Here is a 17760-nt window from a genome sequence, read left to right on the forward strand (position 1 = left end):
CCTGTCAGGAAACGGCCGGCTCCAGCAGCGTCACGGTCTGGCGCTCGGTGTCGAGCCTGGCCCGCACGCCCATCGGGACGGTGAACTGGTGGCGGATATGGCCGATCGAATAGCCCGTCACCGCCGGCACCAGCAGGGGTTTCAGGTGATGGTCGAAGGTCTGGTCCAGGGTGAGCGAACGCTGGCCCGGCTCGGGCGCGCACTCCTCGCACACGCCCACCATCACGCCGGCCGCGTTGGCGAAGCCGGTGGCCAGGTCGAGCTGGGTCATCCAGCGATCGAGCCGGTAAGGCGCTTCGTCCACCTCTTCCAGGAACAGCAGGCCGCCGCGGAAGCCTGCCGCGTAGGGCGTGCCGCTCAGGGCGGCGACGATCGACAGGTTGCCCCCCAGGAGCGGGCCGGTGGCCGTCCCCTGGGTCAGGGTGCGGATGCCGAAGTGGGGCATGGTCTGCGCCTTGACCACGTTCTCCGGCGCCATCGGGATGGTGTAGGTCGCGCGCGGGTCGCACAGCACGGCCATCATGTGCTCGCGCGAATAGTCGGCCAGCGTGGACGAGGCCACCGGGCCGTGGAAGCTCACCAGTCCCGCCTTGTTATGGATCGCCAGGTGCAGCGCGGTGATGTCGGAGTAGCCGAGCAGGATCTTCGGGTTGCGGCGGATCAGCGCGTAGTCGAGGCTGGAGAGCAGCGAGATGCAGCCGGAGCCGCCGCGGATCGGCCAGATCATTTTTACTTCCGGGTCGGCGAACATGGCGTGCAGGTCGGCCAGGCGCTGTTGCACCGAGCCAGCGTAGTTGCCGTAGGCGGCGCCAAGGTAAGTGCTCACTTTCACGCGCAGGCCCAGCGCTTCGATGTTCTGGACGGATTTTTCGATGAGGCGGTCGTTGACCACGCCGCCGGGGGCGACCAGGCCGACCAGGTCACCGGGGCGCAGGCGGGGGGGTTTGATGAGGCGTTGCGCGGCTTGGCGCGGGGCAGCGGAGGCGAGGCCGGAAGAGGCGGCGGCGATGCCCGCTGCGGTAAGGGCGCCGAAGCCGCGCCGTGTGAGATTCATACGCGACATATACCAACGTCGTCCCGGCGAAGGCCGGGACCCAATTTTGCACGCGTTACGATAGCGCACGCAGAACTTGGGTCCCGGCCTGCGCCGGGACGACGGTTCATAGGGGATGGGTAAAAACGATGCACCGTCTGATCCACCATCAAAACAAAAACGGCCCGCGCCGTGGAGGTGTTCACCTCCATCAGCAGCGGGCCGCAGGCAGCGATCAAGTTAGAAGAACTTGTAGGTCGCCATCAGGGTGAAGGCACGGCCGCGTGGGTCGGCCACGCGTGGCTCCCACGAGCTGCCGGCGCCGGTGTTGCCGTCGTAGGTGATCGCGAACGGTGGATCTTCGTCGAAGATGTTCTTCACGCCGGCGGTCAGCGTCAGGCTCTTGATGCCGGAGTAGCTCACGCTCAGGTTGAAGATCGAGTAATCATCCACTTTCGGGTTGTAGTTGGTCGGCTTCACCAGGCCATTGGCGACACCCGGCAGCACCTGGTCGTCGTAGCCCGAACGGTAGATGTTCTGGAACAGGCCGCTCCAGTTGCCGTACTTGTAGGTCACGTAGGCGCTGTGCTTCCATTTCAGGCCCAGGTCGCCGGTGAAGGTGAAGCGGCCCACTTCGCTCTTGCCGAATTCGGCATTGGTGGTGGCGCGCGACTTCTTCTCCAGCAGGCGCGAACCGTCCATGCCGATGGTCCAGATGGCGCCGGTGCTGAACTTGCCGTTCAGGCGGGCACCCAGTTCGAGGCCGCGGGTGGTGCGCTCGCCGGCGTTGACCCAGCGCTGGTCGATGAAGGCGATGTTACCCGACGCGTCGCGGATGAAGTTCTCCGAGAACAGGTTGTAGTTCGCCACCATGGTCGCGGTGCTGAACGAATCGATGGTGTTCTGCTTGCGCACTTCCCAGATGTCGGCGTTGGCCGAGAACCAGGTGAACGGCTCGATCACGACGCCGACGGTGCCCTGCTTCGCGGTTTCCGGACCCAGGCTGCTCTTGCCGCCGGTGAAGATGTTCGGGGTGATCGATTCGCAGCCTGGCTTGGTCGCGTCGACCAGGCCGGTCGGGCACCTGGACGGATCGACCAGGTCCTTGCCGGCATATGGCGACTCGGTGACGCCGTTGTAGAGCTGGTTGAACGACGGGGCGCGGAAGCCTTCGTTGTACGAACCGCGGAACAGCAGCTCCGGAATCGGCTGGTAGCGGAACGAGATCTTCGGGTTGGTGGTGGCGCCGATGCCGCTGTAGTGGTCGCGTCGGATCGCCAGCGTCACGTCCAGGTTGTTGATGACCGGGACCAGCAGTTCGGCGTAGACCGCCTTGATGTCGCGGTGCACGCCGTCCAGCGCATTCGGATCGTCGAAGGGTGCGTTCAGGATCACCGGACGGGCGCCCGCGGCGCGCCGGTCGCCATTGAACTCGTAGCCTTCGCGGCGCAGGTCGAAGCCGACCGCGCCCATCACGGTGCCGGCCGGCAGGTTGAACAATTCGCCCGACAGCGCGCCGTCGAGCTGGGTCAGGGTGGTCCTGCCGCCGTACATGGTGACGCCGGCGGCCGAGGTGCTCTTGATCAGGTCGATCGCTTCCTGCGACTGTTGCTGGCCCGGCAGCAGGAAGGGATTGATCTTGCCGGTGCCCAGCGCGTTGGCCAGGGCGACCGTGTAGTTGTAGCCGGTGCCGAGCAGCGATTCCGATTCGCTGAAGGCGCGCGAGATGCCGGTGCGGTAGTCGAAACGCTTGCCGAACAGGTTGACCGGGCCGTCGGCGCCGACCAGCAGGCGCGCGGCCTTGGACTCGGTGACGATCTCGCGGTTGCCGCACTCCATGCAGCGCCAGCGGTAGGCGATCGGCAGGCCGTAGTTGGCCGACACGCTCGGGAACACCTTGACCAGCGCGTTGTACACGGTGTCGTAGGCGGCGCCGGTGCGCGGGTAGAAGGAGCTGGCCGGGAAGGTGGTGGTGCCCGGCGAAATCTGGTTGGGCGAGAAGCGCTTGGCCACTTCCACGTTCGAGCCCACGGCTTCGACGAAGAACTGATGATCGCCCGACTGGAAGGTGGCGCGCGCCAGCGCATTGCTGCTCTTGACCGGCTGCTGCAGGACGGCCGCGCGGCCGGTATCCCAGGCGCAGCCATAGGCCGAGCCGGCGCTGTTCCACAGCTTCTCGTCGTACGGACCCATGCCGTCGATGCTGTTGCAGCCAGGGCCGCCCGGCAGGTCGAGGATGCTGATGCCGCTGTAGGTGGTGGTGCCGCCGCCCGGGATGGTCGGGCCGGTGCCGGTGCGCGACAGGAGCGACGGGCCGATGGTGGTGGCGAACACGTTGCCGCTCGGGGTACCGCGGGTATCCACCGAGACGCCGCGGTCTGGCTGGAAGGTGTTGACGAAGTCGCGCTGGTCGCCGCGCAGGGCCTTGTTTTCGCGGTGGGAGAAGGTGGCCAGCACGTTCCAGCCGTCGGTGTCCAGGTCGCCCCAGCCGCCGGTAATCGACGCGCGGCCGATCTCGCTGCCGCCGGCCTCGGTGACGTCGACGAAGGCCTGGGTTTCCAGGCCCCTGTAGTTCTTCTTCAGGATGAAGTTGATCACGCCGCCGATCGCATCGGTGCCGTAGATCGCGGAAGCGCCGTCCTTGAGCACCTCGACGCGCTCCACCGCCGACATCGGGATCGAGTTCAGGTCGACCGCCGAGCCCTTCATGCCGTGGGTTGCCACGCGGCGGCCGTTGAGCAGCACCAGGGTCGAATCGGCGCCCTGGCCGCGCAGGTTGGCCGAGGACGCGCCATTGTTGCCGCGCTGGGCGCCCGAGGTGACGTCGGCGTTCGAGGCCAGGTTGTCGGAACCGTTGCCATTGATGTTCAGGGTTGCGATCAGCTGCTCGGCACTGACGATGCCCTGGTCTTCCAGCTGCTTGCGCGAGATGATTTCGAGGGGCAGTGCGCCTTCCTTGGCGATGCGCTTGATGCTACTGCCGGTGATCTCGACACGCTGCATCTTGCTGGTGTCCACAGCGGTTTGTGCGATGGCAGGGCTGACTGCACCCATCAGGGCGATCAACTGGGCAAGCTTCTTTAACTTCACGCGTTTCTCCTAACGTTTTCCCTTGGCGGTCATGGCTGCCGACCGGCTTTTCGATGTCGTAATGTCTTTGCATTACGTTACTTTTCGATTTCAGAGTATGCGTAGTTACTTAACGTCATCCAATGAATTATCCGGCGGCCAGTATAACTAACAGGAATGTTTTATTTAGGAAAACCCCACTCTCTTAGCGCCTAGCCCCGACAGAGCGTGCCCTTTGCGCAACATCAACGTCCAGATAACGCCATTGTGTGAATTCCACTGGGTGACGTTTGTAGTTTTTCAACCACGGATGGCGCAGGTCGCCCGACAAAACATGGGTCAGCGGCACCCACGGGTTGTACGCGTGGATCAGCTGGTTCATCTCGAAGTACAGCTTCTGGCGCGCCGGGCCATCGCGCAGGGCGCGCGCCTGCTCGTAGCGTTGGTTATAGGCCGGCAGGTTGAAGCGCGAATAATTGGCGCGGCCGGCATTCGGTCCGTAGAGCAGCTGGTAGAAGTTGTCGCCGTCCGGGAAGTCGGCGATCCAGTTACTTTCGAACATCTGCACCGTGCCGATGCGCGAGGCCTTGATGATCTCGGTCTTCTTGTCGGACTTGAACACCACGCGCAGTCCCACCGCGTTCAGGCACTTGCGCCACAACTCGTCGCGCAGGCGCCCGCCGACCGTGGCTTCGCTGTGCATGGTAAGCGTCAGCGGGCGGTTGTCCGGCGTGCGGCGGAATCCGTCCTGGTCGCGCCGGTGGTAGCCGTGGCGGTCCAGCAGCGCGTTGGCAAGCTGGGGGTCGTAGGGCACCGGGCTGCGGTAGTTTGGGTCGTAGCCCAGCACATTCGGCGGCAGCGGCGACTCGGCCTTGATCGCGAAGCCTTTTTTCAGCAGCGCGATGTCCTCGGCATTGTTGTAGGCCAGCGAGATCGCGCGGCGCAGCGCCAGCTTGTCTTTCCCGTAGCCGCCCACCACCGGGTCGTTCATGTTCATCCACATGTAGTAGGTCTGCAGCACCGGGAAGCGCGACAGCACGATGCCGCGCGCCGCCAGCTCCGGTTTGAGCTGGCCGTCGCGCACCACCATGTCGGTCATCGATTCCGGGACCTGCTCGAGGTAGTCGTATTCCTCGTTCAGGAAGCCCAGCATGCGGCCCTGGAATTCCTCGGCGATGCGCACCTCCACCCGGTCCACCCGCGGCAGGCGCTTGCCTTCCAAGGCAGCGGCGATGGCCTGGTCCTCCGGATTGTTTCCCGGGGTGGCGTGGAACACGGCCGACGAATACGGGTTGGCCAGCAGGACCAGGCGGTCGCTGCGCTTCCACTCCTTGACCATGAACGGGCCCGTGCCCACCGGGTGGTTGCCGGCCTGGCCCGGATAGGCCTCGATGACTTCGCGCGCCACCACGCCGGTGGCGGCGGTGGCGAGGTAGAACAGGAAGTTGTTGTCGGGCGCTTTCAGGCGGATGCGCAGCGTGTAGCGCTCCGGGGCCTGCAGGCCGGGCACTTGCGTATCGGCGCTGTAGTCCTTGTGCAGCGCCTCGTCGCCCGCGATCTTCCCGTCGAACATATAGGCCCACGGCGACTTGAGGGCCGGGTTGTACAGGCGCTTGAGGCTGTAGACGTAGTCCTGCGCCGTCATCTCGCGTTTGACGCCCTTGAAGGCCGGGTCGGGGGTGAAATAGATGCCGGGGCGGATGCGGAAGGTGTAGGTGAGGCCGTCGGCGCTCACTTCGGGCATGGCGGTGGCCGTATTCGGGCGCAGCTGGGCGGGGCGGGCCAGGTAGTCGTAGCGCAGCAGCGGATCGAACAGGTTTTCCAGCAGCGACAGCGAGGCATTGTCGGAGGCCGAGGCGGGATCGAGGCCGGTCTCGCTGGTGGACAGGAACATGTGCAGCACCTTTTCCTGCGCCTTTGCAGGCGCCTGGGCGGCGCTGCCCGCGCAGACCAGGGGGAACAGGAGGATGGCGGCGAGCAGGCGGAGTTTCATGGCAGGAGCGAGGTAGGAAGCGTTGCGTATCATATGCCCGCCCTCTTTATAGGGGCAATAGGCATAACTTTTTCGCATGGCGCGGGTGCATTCTTTCATCATGGCAGCATGTTCCCGGCCTATACTCTCCGCTGCACAATCGGTAGCTCAGCGGCGAATTTCATATGGCACTCAATTACATCTGGTCTGGTTTCTTCCTCGTCGGTTTCATCGCCGCGCTCGCACAATGGCTGTTCCTGGGCGACACCGAAATCTTCAAGCGCGTCATCGACGGCACCTTTTCGTCGGCCAAGATGGCGGTGATGGACATCGCGCTGCCGCTGGCCGGCGTCATGACCCTGTGGCTGGGCATCATGAACGTGGGGGAGAAGGCCGGCGCCATCAATCTGTTCGCACGCATTATCGGCCCCTTCTTTTCGCGCATCTTCCCCGAAGTGCCGCGCGACCACCCGGCCAATGGTCATATGGTGATGAATTTTTCCGCCAACATGCTTGGCCTGGACAACGCCGCCACGCCCTTCGGCCTGAAGGCGATGGAGAGCCTGCAGACCCTCAATCCGCACAAGGAAGAGGCCAGCAACGCCCAGATCATGTTCCTGGTGATCCAGACCTCGGGCCTGACCGTCATTCCGCTGGCGATCATGGCGCAGCGCGCGATCCTGGGCGCGGCCAACCCGGCCGACATCTTCATCCCGACCCTGATCGCCACCTACTGCTCGACCATGACCGGCATCATCGCGGTCAGCCTGCGCCAGCGCATCAACCTGCTGCACCCGGTGGTGTTCGCCTGGATCGGCGGCATGACCGCGGTGATCGCGGCGCTGGTGTGGTACTTCACGGTCTTCCTCGACAAGGCCCAGATCGAACTGGTGTCGGTGGTGGCCGCCAACCTGATCCTGTTCTCGATCATCGCGGCCTTCATGGTGGCCGCGCTGGCGCAGCGGGTCAACGTCTACGAAGCCTTCATCGAAGGCGCCAAGGGCGGTATCGAGACCTCGCTGAAGATCATTCCCTACCTGGTCGGCATGCTGGTCGCAATCAGCGTGGTGCGCAACTCGGGCATCCTGGGCATCATCGTCAGCGGTTTTTCCTGGGTCTTCACCCAGCTCGGCCTGCCGACCGACTTCGTCGGCGCGCTGCCGACGGCGCTGATGAAGCCGCTGTCCGGCAGCGGTTCGCGCGCCATGATGATCGACGCCATGACCACCTATGGCGTCGACTCCTTCGTCGGCCGCCTGGCCAGCATCCTGCAGGGCGCGGCCGACACCACCTTCTATGTGGTGGCGCTGTATTTCGGCGCGGTCGGCATCCGCAAGACCCGCTATGCGATCGGCTACGGCCTGCTGGCCGACCTGGCCGGCGTGATCGGCGCCATCTTCGTCGCTTATCTCTTCTTCGGTTAAGGACAGCCCATGCTGCGTCGCCTCACGCTTGCCACCCTCTTCTTCGCCGCCTTCGGCGCCGCCCATGCCCAGCTGCCGGCCTCCGTCGCGCAAGTGATGGCGCAGCACGGGCTGCCGGAAGACAGCGTCGGCGTGCTGGTACTGAAAGGCGACGCTGTCGTGCTGGCGCACCAGGCCGACCGGCCGATGCAGCCGGCATCGACGATGAAGCTGGTGACAACCCTCATCAGCCTGGAACGCCTGGGCCCCGCCTTCCGCGGCCGCACCGAGCTGCGCAGTACGGGCGAGGTCGTGAAGGGCGTCCTGCGCGGGAACCTGATTTTAAAAGGCGGCGCGGATGCCGACCTGTCCGGCGAACACCTGGAAAACATGCTGCGCGCCCTGCACTACCAGGGCATCCGCCGCATCGAGGGCGACCTGGTGCTGGACCGTTCGCTGTTCCAGCCTTCGCGCCTCGATGTCGGCCTGCCGCCGTTCGACGAGTCGCCCGAGGCCTACTACAACGTGATTCCGGACGCGCTGCTGGTCAACAAGAACATGCTGCAGCTCGACATGCGCTCGACAGCGAAGGCCTTGACGCTGTCGATGCAGCCGGCGCTGGACCGCGTCAGCATCGGTTCCGACATGACGCTGATCGAGGCCGACTGCGCCAAGTGGGAGGACGGCTGGAAGCTGCCGGAAGCGGTGCGCCAGAAGGATGGCCGGATCAAGGTGCTGTTGCATGGGACCTTCCCGAAAGAGTGCGCGCGCAGCTACAGCATCAATGTGCTGGACCGCGACGACTACATCGACCGCCTGTTCCGCCAGAAGTGGAAGGAACTCGGCGGCAAATTCAGCGGCAAGGTCGTGGAAGGCGTCGCGCCGCCGGAGTCGCGGGTGCTGGCCGAGCATACCTCGCGCATGCTGCCCGAACTGGTCCGCGACACCAACAAGCCATCGGACAACCTGCTGGCCCGTACCCTGTTCCTGAGCCTGGGCAGCCTGCAGCCGGATCCGGCGGCGGGCAGCTTCGCGCTTGCGCCGAACGGCGAGACCACCTTTACCCGCGCCGATGCGGCGGTGCGCGAGTGGATGCGCGCGAACCGGATCGACGACACCGGCTTTGTGATCGAGAACGGGTCGGGGCTGTCGCGTGCGGAACGCATCACGCCGCAGCAAATGGGCCATCTGCTGCAGGCGGGGCTGCGCAGCAACTGGATGCCGGAGTTCCAGGCGAGCATGCCGATTGCGGGGATCGATGGGACGCTGCGGCGCCGCTTGCAGGGGACGCCGGCGGCCGGGCGGGCACGACTCAAGACGGGCACGCTTCGCAACGTGGTCGCGCTGGCGGGATATGTGCCGGATGCGAACGGGGTGCAGAATGTGTTCGTGGCGATGGTGAATAGCGAGCAGGCCAGTAATGGGCGGGGGCGTGCTGTGGTCGAGGCGCTGGTGGATTGGGTGGCGCGGTCGGGGGTGGCGCCTGCGGCGCCGTGAAGCTACGTGGTTTGCTTATGAAATTGGGTTCCCGCCTGCGCGGGAACCCAAGTTTGCGTGATCAGACGTTAGCCAGAAACCTCACAAGCCCTGCTGCTTGAGCGCCTCAATCTCGACATCCCCATCATCCATCAGCCTTAGCCCCAGCTCCGCCGTCGACAAGCCCAAACTCCGCCCCATCGACAACAGCAAACTCTGCCCCGGCGCCGCCCTCTCCGGCATCAGCTGGTAGACCGGATCCGCCAGGGCCTGCGCCGGCGTGGTCACCGCCCACCCCATCTCCCTGAACTGGCGAATCACATCATCCAGCCACATTGCGTTGATCAGGTTATGGTGCAGCAGCAGCACCTGCGGGATATCCCTGCCCTGCAGCCGCTGCGCCAGGGCCCGGTACGCCAGCGCGCGCTGGCGGATGTGCGACAGGTAGGCAACCCGGATCGGCTCCACGTTCGCCCCCGGATCCTTCTCCAGCACCTCGACCAGCTTGGCATCGAGCCGCCAGTCGCTGGTGTCGAGCGAGACGTAGGCGTTGCGGTAGCCGTTCTCACGCAAGAACGCACGCATGCCGTTGCGCTTATCCAGCGTGTTCCCTTCGCGCAGATAGGTAAAGCGGAACCATTTCTGGTAGCCCGGCAGGGTTGCAATGATGCGGTCGCAGTCGAGCAGCTCCTGCTGGTACTGCGCCAGACTGACCTTGGCACTGTTCAGGTCCGGATGCGTCATCGTGTGGTTGCCCACCGCATGCCCGGCCTGGCCCCAGGCCCGCGCCAGCGCCAGGCCTTCGGGCTTGACGGCGCCATTTGCCGCCGTGACGAACAGCGCGGCTTTCACTTTGTGCTTCGCCAGCGCAGCCAGCATCGCCTCGTTGCGGGCCTGGGCCGACAGGCGCGGCGTCGCGCCGAGGTGGGGGCCGTCGTCGAAGGTCAACGCCACCGACTGCGCATGCAGCTGCGGGGCCAGGGCGAAACAGGCGGCGGCGATGGCGCCGCGCAGCCAGTGCGGGCTCACAGCACCCGCCTGTAGGTCGCGCGCACCAGCTCGCGATCGCCGCAATCGAAATGCCACCACTCGGTATTGATGCCCAGGAAGCCAGCTCCCAGCATCCCTTCGCGCAGCAGGCGGCGGTTGGCCACCTGCGCATCGGTCAGCTCGCCGGTGACAAGAAACCCCTCTTCCAGCGCCGGGTGCGACAGATTGGTCATGTCGTCGAAGCCGGTGCCCATGTCGAGCTCGCGCCCGGCTTGGTCCAGCAGGGTGATGTCGAGCGCCATGCCGTAGGAGTGGATCGAGCCGCGCACCGGGTTGGCCAGGTACATCTGCAGGCCGGTGCCTTCCAGCGCATTCCACAACTGTTCCTGCACCCGCTGCGGGCGCAGGGCGTCCAGCACCAGTGCGGTGTAGCCAGGACGCTTGACGGCCAGCCAGGCCACGAACTGTTCCAGCGCGGTGGCGGCGTCGCGGTGCAGCCAGGCGCAGTCGAAAGGCGAATACAGGTCGCGGCCGACGAAGTTGTGATCGGTGGCGTAGCGCAGGTCGACCGCGATTCCCTCGATGCTGGAAAGGTGGCGGAATTCCGGGCTGCCGGCGATGTCTTCGCTGGCTACGACGAGACTCATGCACAACCCTTGTCGAGACAGGCACGCGCGGTCGCGCCGATGCAGTTGGCCAGCTCGCGCGCGCCGTGCGACAGCGGCGAATGGCTGGCGCTGAGCAGGTAGAGCTGCACCGGCAGCGCCGGCGCCCAGGTGCGGCATTGCACCTTGGCCGGGTCGGCCGAGGCGGCGGTGAAGGGGTCGAGCACGGCGATGCCGGCGCCGGCTTCCACCAGCGAGCGGGCAATCTGGTAGGTCTGCACCACGGTGTGGTAGACCGGCTGCACGCCCTGGGCTTCGCAGGCCGCGACCACCATCTCGCCCAGCGGGTCGCCGTCGTTCAGGCCGATCAGTTCCCCGGTCAGGCCGTCGGCGGTGAAGGGCTGGTTCAGCTCTTCCGCGCTCCAGGTGCCGGCGGGCGCCATCACGGTCAGGTTGCCATGGGCGATGGCTTCGGCCACGATGCCCGGGTGGCGCGGGTCCTGCAGCGACAGCGCCAGGTCGGCCTCGCCCAGGCGCAGCGCATTGACGATCTCGCTCGTATGGTGGGTCGACAGTTCGCAGCGCGCCTGCGGGAACTCGCGGCGCCACACCGTCATCGCCTGCGGCAGCACGCTGATCGCGATGGTCGGGGTGGACACCAGGCGCACGGTTTCCACCGCGCGGCCCTTCAGGCTGGCGGCCAGGCGGCGGATGCCCTGCAGGTCGCGGTTGAGCTTTTCGGTTTCGACGAACAGGCGGTGCGCTTCCGGCTTCGGATAGAGCTTGCCGCGCACGCGCTCGAACAGCGGCATGCCCAGCTGCAGCTCGGCGTGCTGCAGGACTTTCGTCACCGCCGGCTGCGAAATGTGGAGAACCTGGGCGGCACCGCTGATGGTACCGACCTGCATGATGGCGTGGAAAACTTCGATATGACGCAGGCGCATCGCTTTATCCTTCAGTAGAGGCGCCGCGCGCAGGGCGCGGATTTTCCGAAGGATACAGGGAAAACCGGGCTGCGGCGATGGTCACGGCGTGTTGACCACAGCGGGCGCCGCGGCCGGCACCGGCGGGGTCACGGGCGTCGGCACCGGCGTGGGCAGGGCCGGCGTCGGAACCGGAACGGGCGCGGCGGGCGCCGGCGCGGTTTCCGGGACCACCGGGGCCGGCTCGGTGGCGGGCGGCAGCGCCGGGACCGGGCTGGTGATGATGGCCGGCTGCACCACCGGCAGCGGCGCGTTGGCCGGCGTGGTCAGCACTTCCAGCAGCGCGGCGGTTTCGGCGTCCGGGTTGCCGGCGATATCGAGCGGGCGGTACTTCATCTGGAAGGCGCCCAGCACGGTGCGGGTTTGCTGGTCGAGCACGCCGGTCTGCTGGATGCCGTAGCCGTGGGTGGCCAGCTTGCGCTGGAACCAGAACACGTCCGGCAGCAGCGCCTCGAAGGCGGGGCGCACGGCGGCGACGCGGTTGGCGTCCGGCCACAGCACCAGGCCGGCCTGGGCCAGTTGCTGCCACGGGAACAGCGGGCCCGGGTCCTGCTTGCGCAGCGGGGCGATGTCGCTGTGGCCCAGCACGTTCTCGGGCGCGATGCCGTGGCGCTGGACGATGTCCTTCACCAGCACCAGCAGGGCGTCGACCTGCGGCTGCGGGAAGGGCGCGAATACGCGGCCCTGCGGGGTGTCGACCCAGCCCTTGTTGACGATCTCGATGCCGATCGAGCTGTTGTTGAGTTGGGTGAAGTTCTTCCAGCTCGAATTGCCGGCGTGGTAGGCGGCGCGGGTCTCGTCCACCAGGCGGTAAGTGATCGGCTGGGCGTCGTCGGTCAGCAGGTAGTGGGAACTTACCTGCTGCTCGGTCAGGATCTTGATCGAGGTCGGCTTGTCCGACACTGTGTAGTGCAGCACCAGGAAGCGCGCGCGGCTCGACTGGCCCTTGGCGGTATAGGTGGTGTCGTACTGCGGGCCGGTCGGGGTGGTGGTACAGCCGGCCAGCAGGGCCAGGGCCAGGGTGGCGATCAGGATTTTCATCAGCGGGAGTCTCGTGTGGATACTTGTTATTTTATGGCAGTGGGTGCGGAACATGCATTCACTGCCAGCCGTGCGGCCGCGTAGTGAGCGCGTACTCCGGTCTGGCTCAGGGTGGCGTCAAGCGGCAGGGCCGCGCGCATGGTTTCCACGATCACCGGGTGCAGCTCGGCGGCGCGGCCGGCCAGCGCCACCGGGCGCGGGCCGAAGCGCTTGACCAGCGCCAGCGCCAGCCGGGCCAGTTCCTGGCCCGCTTCGCGCAGGATGGCGGCGGCGGCCGGGTCGCGCTCGGCGGTGGCCGCCACGGCGATGGCCAGCTTGCCCACTTCGCCGCGTTCGCGGCCATAGATGAACTGGCGCGAGAACGACCAGTCCGAGCCGCCCACGTGCTGGAACACGGCGTGCGCCATGGGCGAGCTTTCCCAGGCGCCGGGGCGCTCGTCTTCCAGGCGCCAGATGTGGCGCAGCGCTTCGCGCGCGATCCAGAAGCCGCCGCCGCCATCGTCCAGCACCACGCCGCGTCCGCCGGCGCGGTGGAAGCCGTGGTGTTCGTCGATGAAGGCGCCGATCGAGCCGGTGCCGGAATACACCAGGTAGCCTTCTCCCGGCCGGAAGCTGGCCAGGTAGGCGATTTCGATGTCGTTGCTCAGCACGACCGCAGCGGGCTCCAGGCCGAGCAGCTCGGCCAGCACGCGCTGCAGCGGCCCGCCGTCGCCGCCAAAGCCGGTGATCCCGGCGCGCACGGCGCTCGGGCGGCCGTGGGCCAGCACACCGCTTGCGATGTCGCCGAAGGTGGCCTGGACCGCTTCGCGGCCATCGGCACTGCCCATCTGCAGGGCCGACAGGCCGCCCACCGTGCCTTCTGCGACGATGCGCCCGCCCGGCCCTGCGAGGGCCCAGCGGGTCTGGGTGCCGCCGGCGTCGATGCCGAGGCCGAGGCCGAGGCTCGCGCCTTCGTGCTGGAGTTCGGGATTATGCATAGCCCGCGAGTGTACGTTGTCGTTCCGCCAGCACACCAATGAATGCTGGCGGTCCTTGCATGAACAAAGCTTATGAGCTCGCTACAAGTATAGAACGATTGGCGCTTACGGTTTCGGCCAGGCCTGGATCCGCGCCCCCTCGTTGCCAAGGCGGTCCACGGCGCTGACCACCACCAGGTTGGCCGCGCCCAGCTTCGCGTCGTCTGGAATCGTCCAGTCGCTGCGCGTGCCCGGAGCCACCGCGAAGCGCCACTCGCTGCCGTGGCGCGACCAGATGGCGTAGACGGCCGTCGCCTTGTCCGCCTTGAGCTTGAGCGCGACGCCGTCCTTGCCCGGCGCGGCGCTCACCTGCGGCCTGGCGGGACGCGCCACGCTCAGCCAGGTGGTGGCCGGCACCAGTGCCTGGCCCGGGTAGGTGGTGGCGCGCAGCTGGTCGCTGATGCCCTTGCGGTTCTGGGTCAGCGCGATCATGCTGAAGTGGACGTGGCCGGTCGACAGCGGGCGCCGGCGGGTCAGCGCGATCTGCTCGAGGATCTCCTGCGGCTCGTACTGCTTGGTCGGCGCCGGCGCGCCGATGCGGCTGGTGAACAGGCCCGGCCACATATGGCGGCCCTGCGGGTTCTGGCTGATCCAGTAGTCGAGCAGCACCGGGTAGGACTGGGCGGTTTGCGTGATCGGCCAGTAGAGCTGGGGCACGAAGTAGTCGACCCAGCCTTTTTCCAGCCACAGCTCGGCGTCCGCATACAGCTTGTCGTATTGCGAGAAACCCGAGATGCCCGGCGGGCGGCGGTCCGGGCGTCCCATGCCGAAGGGGCTGATGCCGAAGCGCACCCAGCTCTTCTCGCGGTGGATGCCCTTGTACATGGCTTCGATCAGGCGGTTGACGTTGTCGCGGCGCCAGGAGGCGCGATCGAGCTTGCCGCCGCCGGCCAGGTAGCGGTCCCAGGCCGGGCCGTCGGGGAAGTCGAGTTCCTTGGTGGCCGGCTTGCCGTTGCCGTCCAGCGCAGCGGCATTGCCCGCCACGCCCGGCGCTTCGATCGGGTAAGGGTAGAAGTAATCATCGATGTGGATGCCGTCGACGTCGTAGCGGCGCACCACGTCGAGGACCACGTCCATGGTCTGCTTCGATGCGGCTTCCTCGGCCGGGTCCATCCACATGAACTTGCCGTAGCGCTTGACCGCCGACGGGATGGTGTTGGTGATGTGGTTCGGCGCGGCCGGCGAGCGGGCGTTGTCGTGGCGCGCGCGGTAGGGATTGAACCAGGCGTGCAGCTCCAGGCCGCGCGCATGCGCTTCCGTAATCCAGAACGCCAGCGGGTCGTACATCGGCGACGGCGGCTTGCCCTGGGCGCCGTTCAGGTATTCGGTCCAGGGCTCGATCCTGGACGGGTAGATCGCATCGGCCGCCGGGCGCACCTGCAGCACGATGGCGTTCAGGTTCAGCGCCACCGCGCGCTCCAGGATGGTGATGGCTTCGGCCTGCTGCTGGGCGGTGCTCAGGCCCGGCTTGGTCGGCCAATCGATGTTGGCGACGGTGGAGACCCACACGGCGCGGAATTCGCGCGGCGCCGCCGGCGGCGTGTCGGCCGCGCTGGCAGGAGCGCCCGGCTGGGTTTTGCAGGCGGTCATCAGGCCGCTCAGCGCCAGCGCACTGGTCAGGCCGGCGAGCGCAAGCGCGCGTTTTTTCAGGTCAGGTGTCACATCGGCTCCATTATTCTTGTTCAGACTTTGACGAACCACCGCTTGCGCCACATGAAGTACGCAATCGCGAACATGCAGGCGTTGAAGAGGATGGCATAGATGAGTGAGTTGTTGGCCGCGCCCAGCGGCAGCGCCTTGATCGGGGCGTACAGCATGCGGCCGAGCGAGAGCTGGCTGCCGTCGGGCTGGGCCAGCTTGATAAAACCGAGCATCTTGGCGATCAGGCCAGACAGCGCGAAGATGAACAGCGCGTTCATCCCGTAGATCACAAAAGGCCTGGCCCACACGGCCGCGCGCTCACGCACGATGGCGTAGGGATTGGCGTCGAGCAGCCAGTAGAAGATGCCGAAGGCGAGCAGCGCCCAGCCGGTCATCAACAGGCAGTACGACACCGTCCACAAGCTTTTATTGATCGGCATGAGCACCGCATCGAGACTCGAACCCAGCGCCAGGAACACCAGGCCGGCGAACAGCATCCACACCGTCTGTTCGATGCGCGGCAGGTTTGCTGCCAGCACGCGCCCCGCGAGCACGCCGAACAGCTGGCTGCACAGGGCCGGGATGGTGCTGACCAGCCCTTCCGGGTCCCAGGTTTTCGATTGCACCCACATGTGGCCATCGAGCAGCATGCGGTCGATGTAGGCGCCAAAATCCTGGCCCGGCTCGAGCACACCGGCGCCGATGCCGGGCACCGGCACCCACAGCATCAGCACCGAGTACAGCGCCAGCAGTGCCGTCACCACGGCCAGCTGCGCGCGCCAGCCGAGGTAGACCACCAGCGGCGCCGCCAGCAAGGTGCACAGGGCGATGCGCTGCAATACGCCCGGGATGCGCACGGTATCGAGGTCGAAGCGCGGGATATAGTTGAGCAGGAAGCCGATCAGGAAGATCAGCGCGGCGCGTTTGGCCAGTTTCAGCAGCAGGCGCGGCTTGTCGGCGCCGCTGGCCGCCAGGCGGCCGAGCGAGAGCGTCATGGCGACGCCGCCGATGAACAGGAAAAAGGGGAAGATGCAGTCGGTGAAGGTCCAGCCGTTCCACTTGGCGTGGGCCAGCTGCGCATGCAGGTTGCCCCAGTCGCCAGGATTGTTCACGAGGACCATCGCGGCAATGGTAAAGCCGCGGAAGGCGTCGAGCGAGGTCAGGCGCACCGGTGCATCGTGCATTGCTGCATATTCTCCTGTTGGTTGGCTTTTACTTCTTGCCGAATTCCGGGTCGATTTTTACCAGGGCCGCCATGATGAAGGCCGGGATCGTCGACAAGCAGGCCCAGATGAAGAAGTGCTGGTAGCCGAGGTACTCCTGCAGGTCGCCGCTCCACATGCCCGGCACCATCATGCCCAGCGCCATCAGGCCGGTGCAGATCGCGTAGTGGGCGGTCTTGTGCTCGCCCTCGCAGACCATGATCATGTACAGCATCATCGCGGTAAAGCCGAAGCCGTAGCCGAACTGCTCGACCGCGAGCGAGGCGCACACCACCGCGAAGCTGGTCGGCTGCGCCTGCGACAGGTAGACGAACACCAGGTCCGGCAGGTGGACCGCGAACACCATCAGCCACAGGCAGCGCTTCAGGCCCAGGCGCGAGATCAGGTAGCCACCCGCCAGGCCGCCCATGGTCAAAAACGCGATGCCGATGGTGCCGTAGGCAATGCCGTACTGCTCGGTGGTGAGGCCCAGGCCGCCCACGGCCAGCGGGTCCTTGAGGAAGGGCGCCACCAGTTTGAGCAGCTGCGCTTCGCCGAGGCGGAAGGTGAGGATGAAGCCGAGGATCAGCCAGATGTCGCGCTTGCGGAAGAACAGCGCGAAGGTCACAAAAAAGTCGCGCAGCGGGTTGTCGCTGGCCCGCACCTTGTGGTCGCTGTCCGGCTTGGGCAGGATGAAGCCGTGCCACAGGAAGGCCAGCAGGAACAGCCCGGCCAGCACGAAGAACACCACCGACCAGGCCTGGTTGACGTCGCCGAGCTTGTGCGCGAGGTAACCGGCCAGCACCACCAGCGGTCCCTGGCCGGCCAGCGTGGCCAGGCGGTAGAAGGTCGAGCGCACGCCCACGAAGGCGGCCTGCTGCTGCTGGCGCAGGCCGAGCATGTAGAAGCCGTCGGCCGAGATATCGTGGGTGGCGGAACTGAAGGCCATCAACCACATGACGGCCAGGCTGGCCACGAAGAAGTTCGGCAGGTGCAGCGACATGCCCACCGCCACCAGCGAGGCGGCCACCGCCAGCTGCAGCAGCACGGTCCAGCGGCGCTTGGTGCCGAACATGTCGACGATGGGCGACCACAGGGGCTTGATCACCCAGGGCAGGTAAAGCAGGCTGGTATAGAAGGCGATGTCGGAGTTCGACACGCCCATGTCCTTGTACATGATGACCGACAGGCTCATCACCACCACATAGGGGATGGCCTGGGCAAAGTACAGCGAAGGCACCCATGACCATGGATTGGCATGCGAGGAATTCTTGGCGAGCGAAGTCTGCATAAGTCTTTCGTGGTCGGCGGGCGCCGGGCCGGTTGGGC

At 66.2% G+C, this 17760-nt stretch carries 12 protein-coding genes and 1 pseudogene; 2 read left to right on the plus strand and 11 right to left on the minus strand.

All coding sequences use genetic code 11. The features are described from left to right. Nucleotides 1–4 precede the first annotated feature (4 nt). The 3 genes from BM031_RS00140 to BM031_RS00150 form a co-directional block, all read right to left on the minus strand. A complete protein-coding gene (locus tag BM031_RS00140; protein WP_229408336.1) occupies nucleotides 5–1063 on the minus strand; it encodes a S66 peptidase family protein in 1059 nt (352 codons plus the stop codon). A 210-nt stretch (nucleotides 1064–1273) separates the two neighbouring features. Further along, on the minus strand, nucleotides 1274–4123 hold the full coding sequence (locus BM031_RS00145; RefSeq protein ID WP_091869424.1) for a TonB-dependent receptor domain-containing protein: 2850 nt from the start codon (nucleotides 4121–4123) through the stop codon (nucleotides 1274–1276). Nucleotides 4124–4307: 184 nt separating this feature from the next. Further along, on the minus strand, nucleotides 4308–6095 hold the full coding sequence (locus BM031_RS00150; RefSeq protein ID WP_091869427.1) for an ABC transporter substrate-binding protein: 1788 nt from the start codon (nucleotides 6093–6095) through the stop codon (nucleotides 4308–4310). 164 nt (nucleotides 6096–6259) lie between these two features. On the opposite strand from BM031_RS00150, the gene BM031_RS00155 reads away from it, so the two are divergent. Both BM031_RS00155 and dacB read left to right on the plus strand, forming a co-directional pair. Further along, nucleotides 6260–7498, plus strand: a complete 1239-nt coding sequence (locus BM031_RS00155; protein ID WP_091869430.1) for a spore maturation protein — start codon at nucleotides 6260–6262, stop codon at nucleotides 7496–7498. Between the two features lie 9 nt (nucleotides 7499–7507). Beyond that, nucleotides 7508–8974: a D-alanyl-D-alanine carboxypeptidase/D-alanyl-D-alanine endopeptidase gene (dacB, locus tag BM031_RS00160; RefSeq protein WP_091869433.1), complete on the plus strand. Its 1467-nt coding sequence runs from the start codon at nucleotides 7508–7510 to the stop codon at nucleotides 8972–8974. An 81-nt stretch (nucleotides 8975–9055) separates the two neighbouring features. On the opposite strand, the gene BM031_RS00165 is transcribed toward dacB, so the two are convergent. From BM031_RS00165 to BM031_RS00200, 8 genes and pseudogenes are all read right to left on the minus strand, one after another. Further along, nucleotides 9056–9982 carry a polysaccharide deacetylase family protein gene (locus BM031_RS00165; RefSeq protein WP_229408337.1) on the minus strand — a complete coding sequence of 309 codons (927 nt, stop codon included), beginning with the start codon at nucleotides 9980–9982 and terminating at the stop codon, nucleotides 9056–9058. Next, nucleotides 9979–10590 (minus strand): M15 family metallopeptidase, encoded by a 612-nt coding sequence (locus BM031_RS00170; protein WP_091869436.1) that lies wholly within the window; start codon nucleotides 10588–10590, stop codon nucleotides 9979–9981. The genes BM031_RS00165 and BM031_RS00170 overlap by 4 nt, the downstream gene beginning before the upstream one ends. Next, the gene (locus BM031_RS00175; protein ID WP_091869439.1) at nucleotides 10587–11492 is read right to left on the minus strand and encodes a LysR family transcriptional regulator; all 906 of its coding nucleotides are present in this window, start codon (nucleotides 11490–11492) and stop codon (nucleotides 10587–10589) included. Before BM031_RS00175 ends, BM031_RS00170 begins: the two co-directional genes overlap by 4 nt. Before the next feature lie 306 nt (nucleotides 11493–11798). Further along, a pseudogene (locus tag BM031_RS00180) lies at nucleotides 11799–12572 on the minus strand (N-acetylmuramoyl-L-alanine amidase); the annotation flags it as partial. Nucleotides 12573–12598: 26 nt separating this feature from the next. Next, on the minus strand, nucleotides 12599–13549 hold the full coding sequence (locus BM031_RS00185; RefSeq protein ID WP_091869445.1) for an N-acetylglucosamine kinase: 951 nt from the start codon (nucleotides 13547–13549) through the stop codon (nucleotides 12599–12601). A gap of 105 nt (nucleotides 13550–13654) precedes the next feature. Further along, entirely contained in the window at nucleotides 13655–15250 is a 1596-nt protein-coding gene (locus tag BM031_RS00190) for a glycoside hydrolase family 10-like protein (protein WP_091869449.1), read from the minus strand. A gap of 20 nt (nucleotides 15251–15270) precedes the next feature. After that, nucleotides 15271–16413 carry an acyltransferase family protein gene (locus tag BM031_RS00195; RefSeq protein WP_091869452.1) on the minus strand — a complete coding sequence of 381 codons (1143 nt, stop codon included), beginning with the start codon at nucleotides 16411–16413 and terminating at the stop codon, nucleotides 15271–15273. Nucleotides 16414–16441: 28 nt separating this feature from the next. Further along, nucleotides 16442–17722: an MFS transporter gene (locus BM031_RS00200; protein ID WP_091869455.1), complete on the minus strand. Its 1281-nt coding sequence runs from the start codon at nucleotides 17720–17722 to the stop codon at nucleotides 16442–16444. Nucleotides 17723–17760 lie beyond the last annotated feature (38 nt).

Origin of the sequence: Massilia yuzhufengensis (assembly GCF_900112225.1) — a bacterium.
In the GTDB taxonomy this organism is placed as follows: Bacteria; Pseudomonadota; Gammaproteobacteria; order Burkholderiales; family Burkholderiaceae_D; genus Telluria; species Telluria yuzhufengensis.

What these genes read in the sequence shown, in the direction of transcription:
- BM031_RS00140 (WP_229408336.1), bottom strand. Translation starts at nt 1,063, where the DNA reads ATGTCGCGTATGAATCTCACACGGCGCGGCTTCGGCGCCCTTACCGCA.
- BM031_RS00150 (WP_091869427.1), bottom strand. Translation starts at nt 6,095, where the DNA reads ATGAAACTCCGCCTGCTCGCCGCCATCCTCCTGTTCCCCCTGGTCTGC.
- BM031_RS00155 (WP_091869430.1), top strand. Translation starts at nt 6,260, where the DNA reads ATGGCACTCAATTACATCTGGTCTGGTTTCTTCCTCGTCGGTTTCATC.
- dacB (WP_091869433.1), top strand. Translation starts at nt 7,508, where the DNA reads ATGCTGCGTCGCCTCACGCTTGCCACCCTCTTCTTCGCCGCCTTCGGC.
- BM031_RS00170 (WP_091869436.1), bottom strand. Translation starts at nt 10,590, where the DNA reads ATGAGTCTCGTCGTAGCCAGCGAAGACATCGCCGGCAGCCCGGAATTC.
- BM031_RS00175 (WP_091869439.1), bottom strand. Translation starts at nt 11,492, where the DNA reads ATGCGCCTGCGTCATATCGAAGTTTTCCACGCCATCATGCAGGTCGGT.
- BM031_RS00185 (WP_091869445.1), bottom strand. Translation starts at nt 13,549, where the DNA reads ATGCATAATCCCGAACTCCAGCACGAAGGCGCGAGCCTCGGCCTCGGC.
- BM031_RS00195 (WP_091869452.1), bottom strand. Translation starts at nt 16,413, where the DNA reads ATGCACGATGCACCGGTGCGCCTGACCTCGCTCGACGCCTTCCGCGGC.
- BM031_RS00200 (WP_091869455.1), bottom strand. Translation starts at nt 17,722, where the DNA reads ATGCAGACTTCGCTCGCCAAGAATTCCTCGCATGCCAATCCATGGTCA.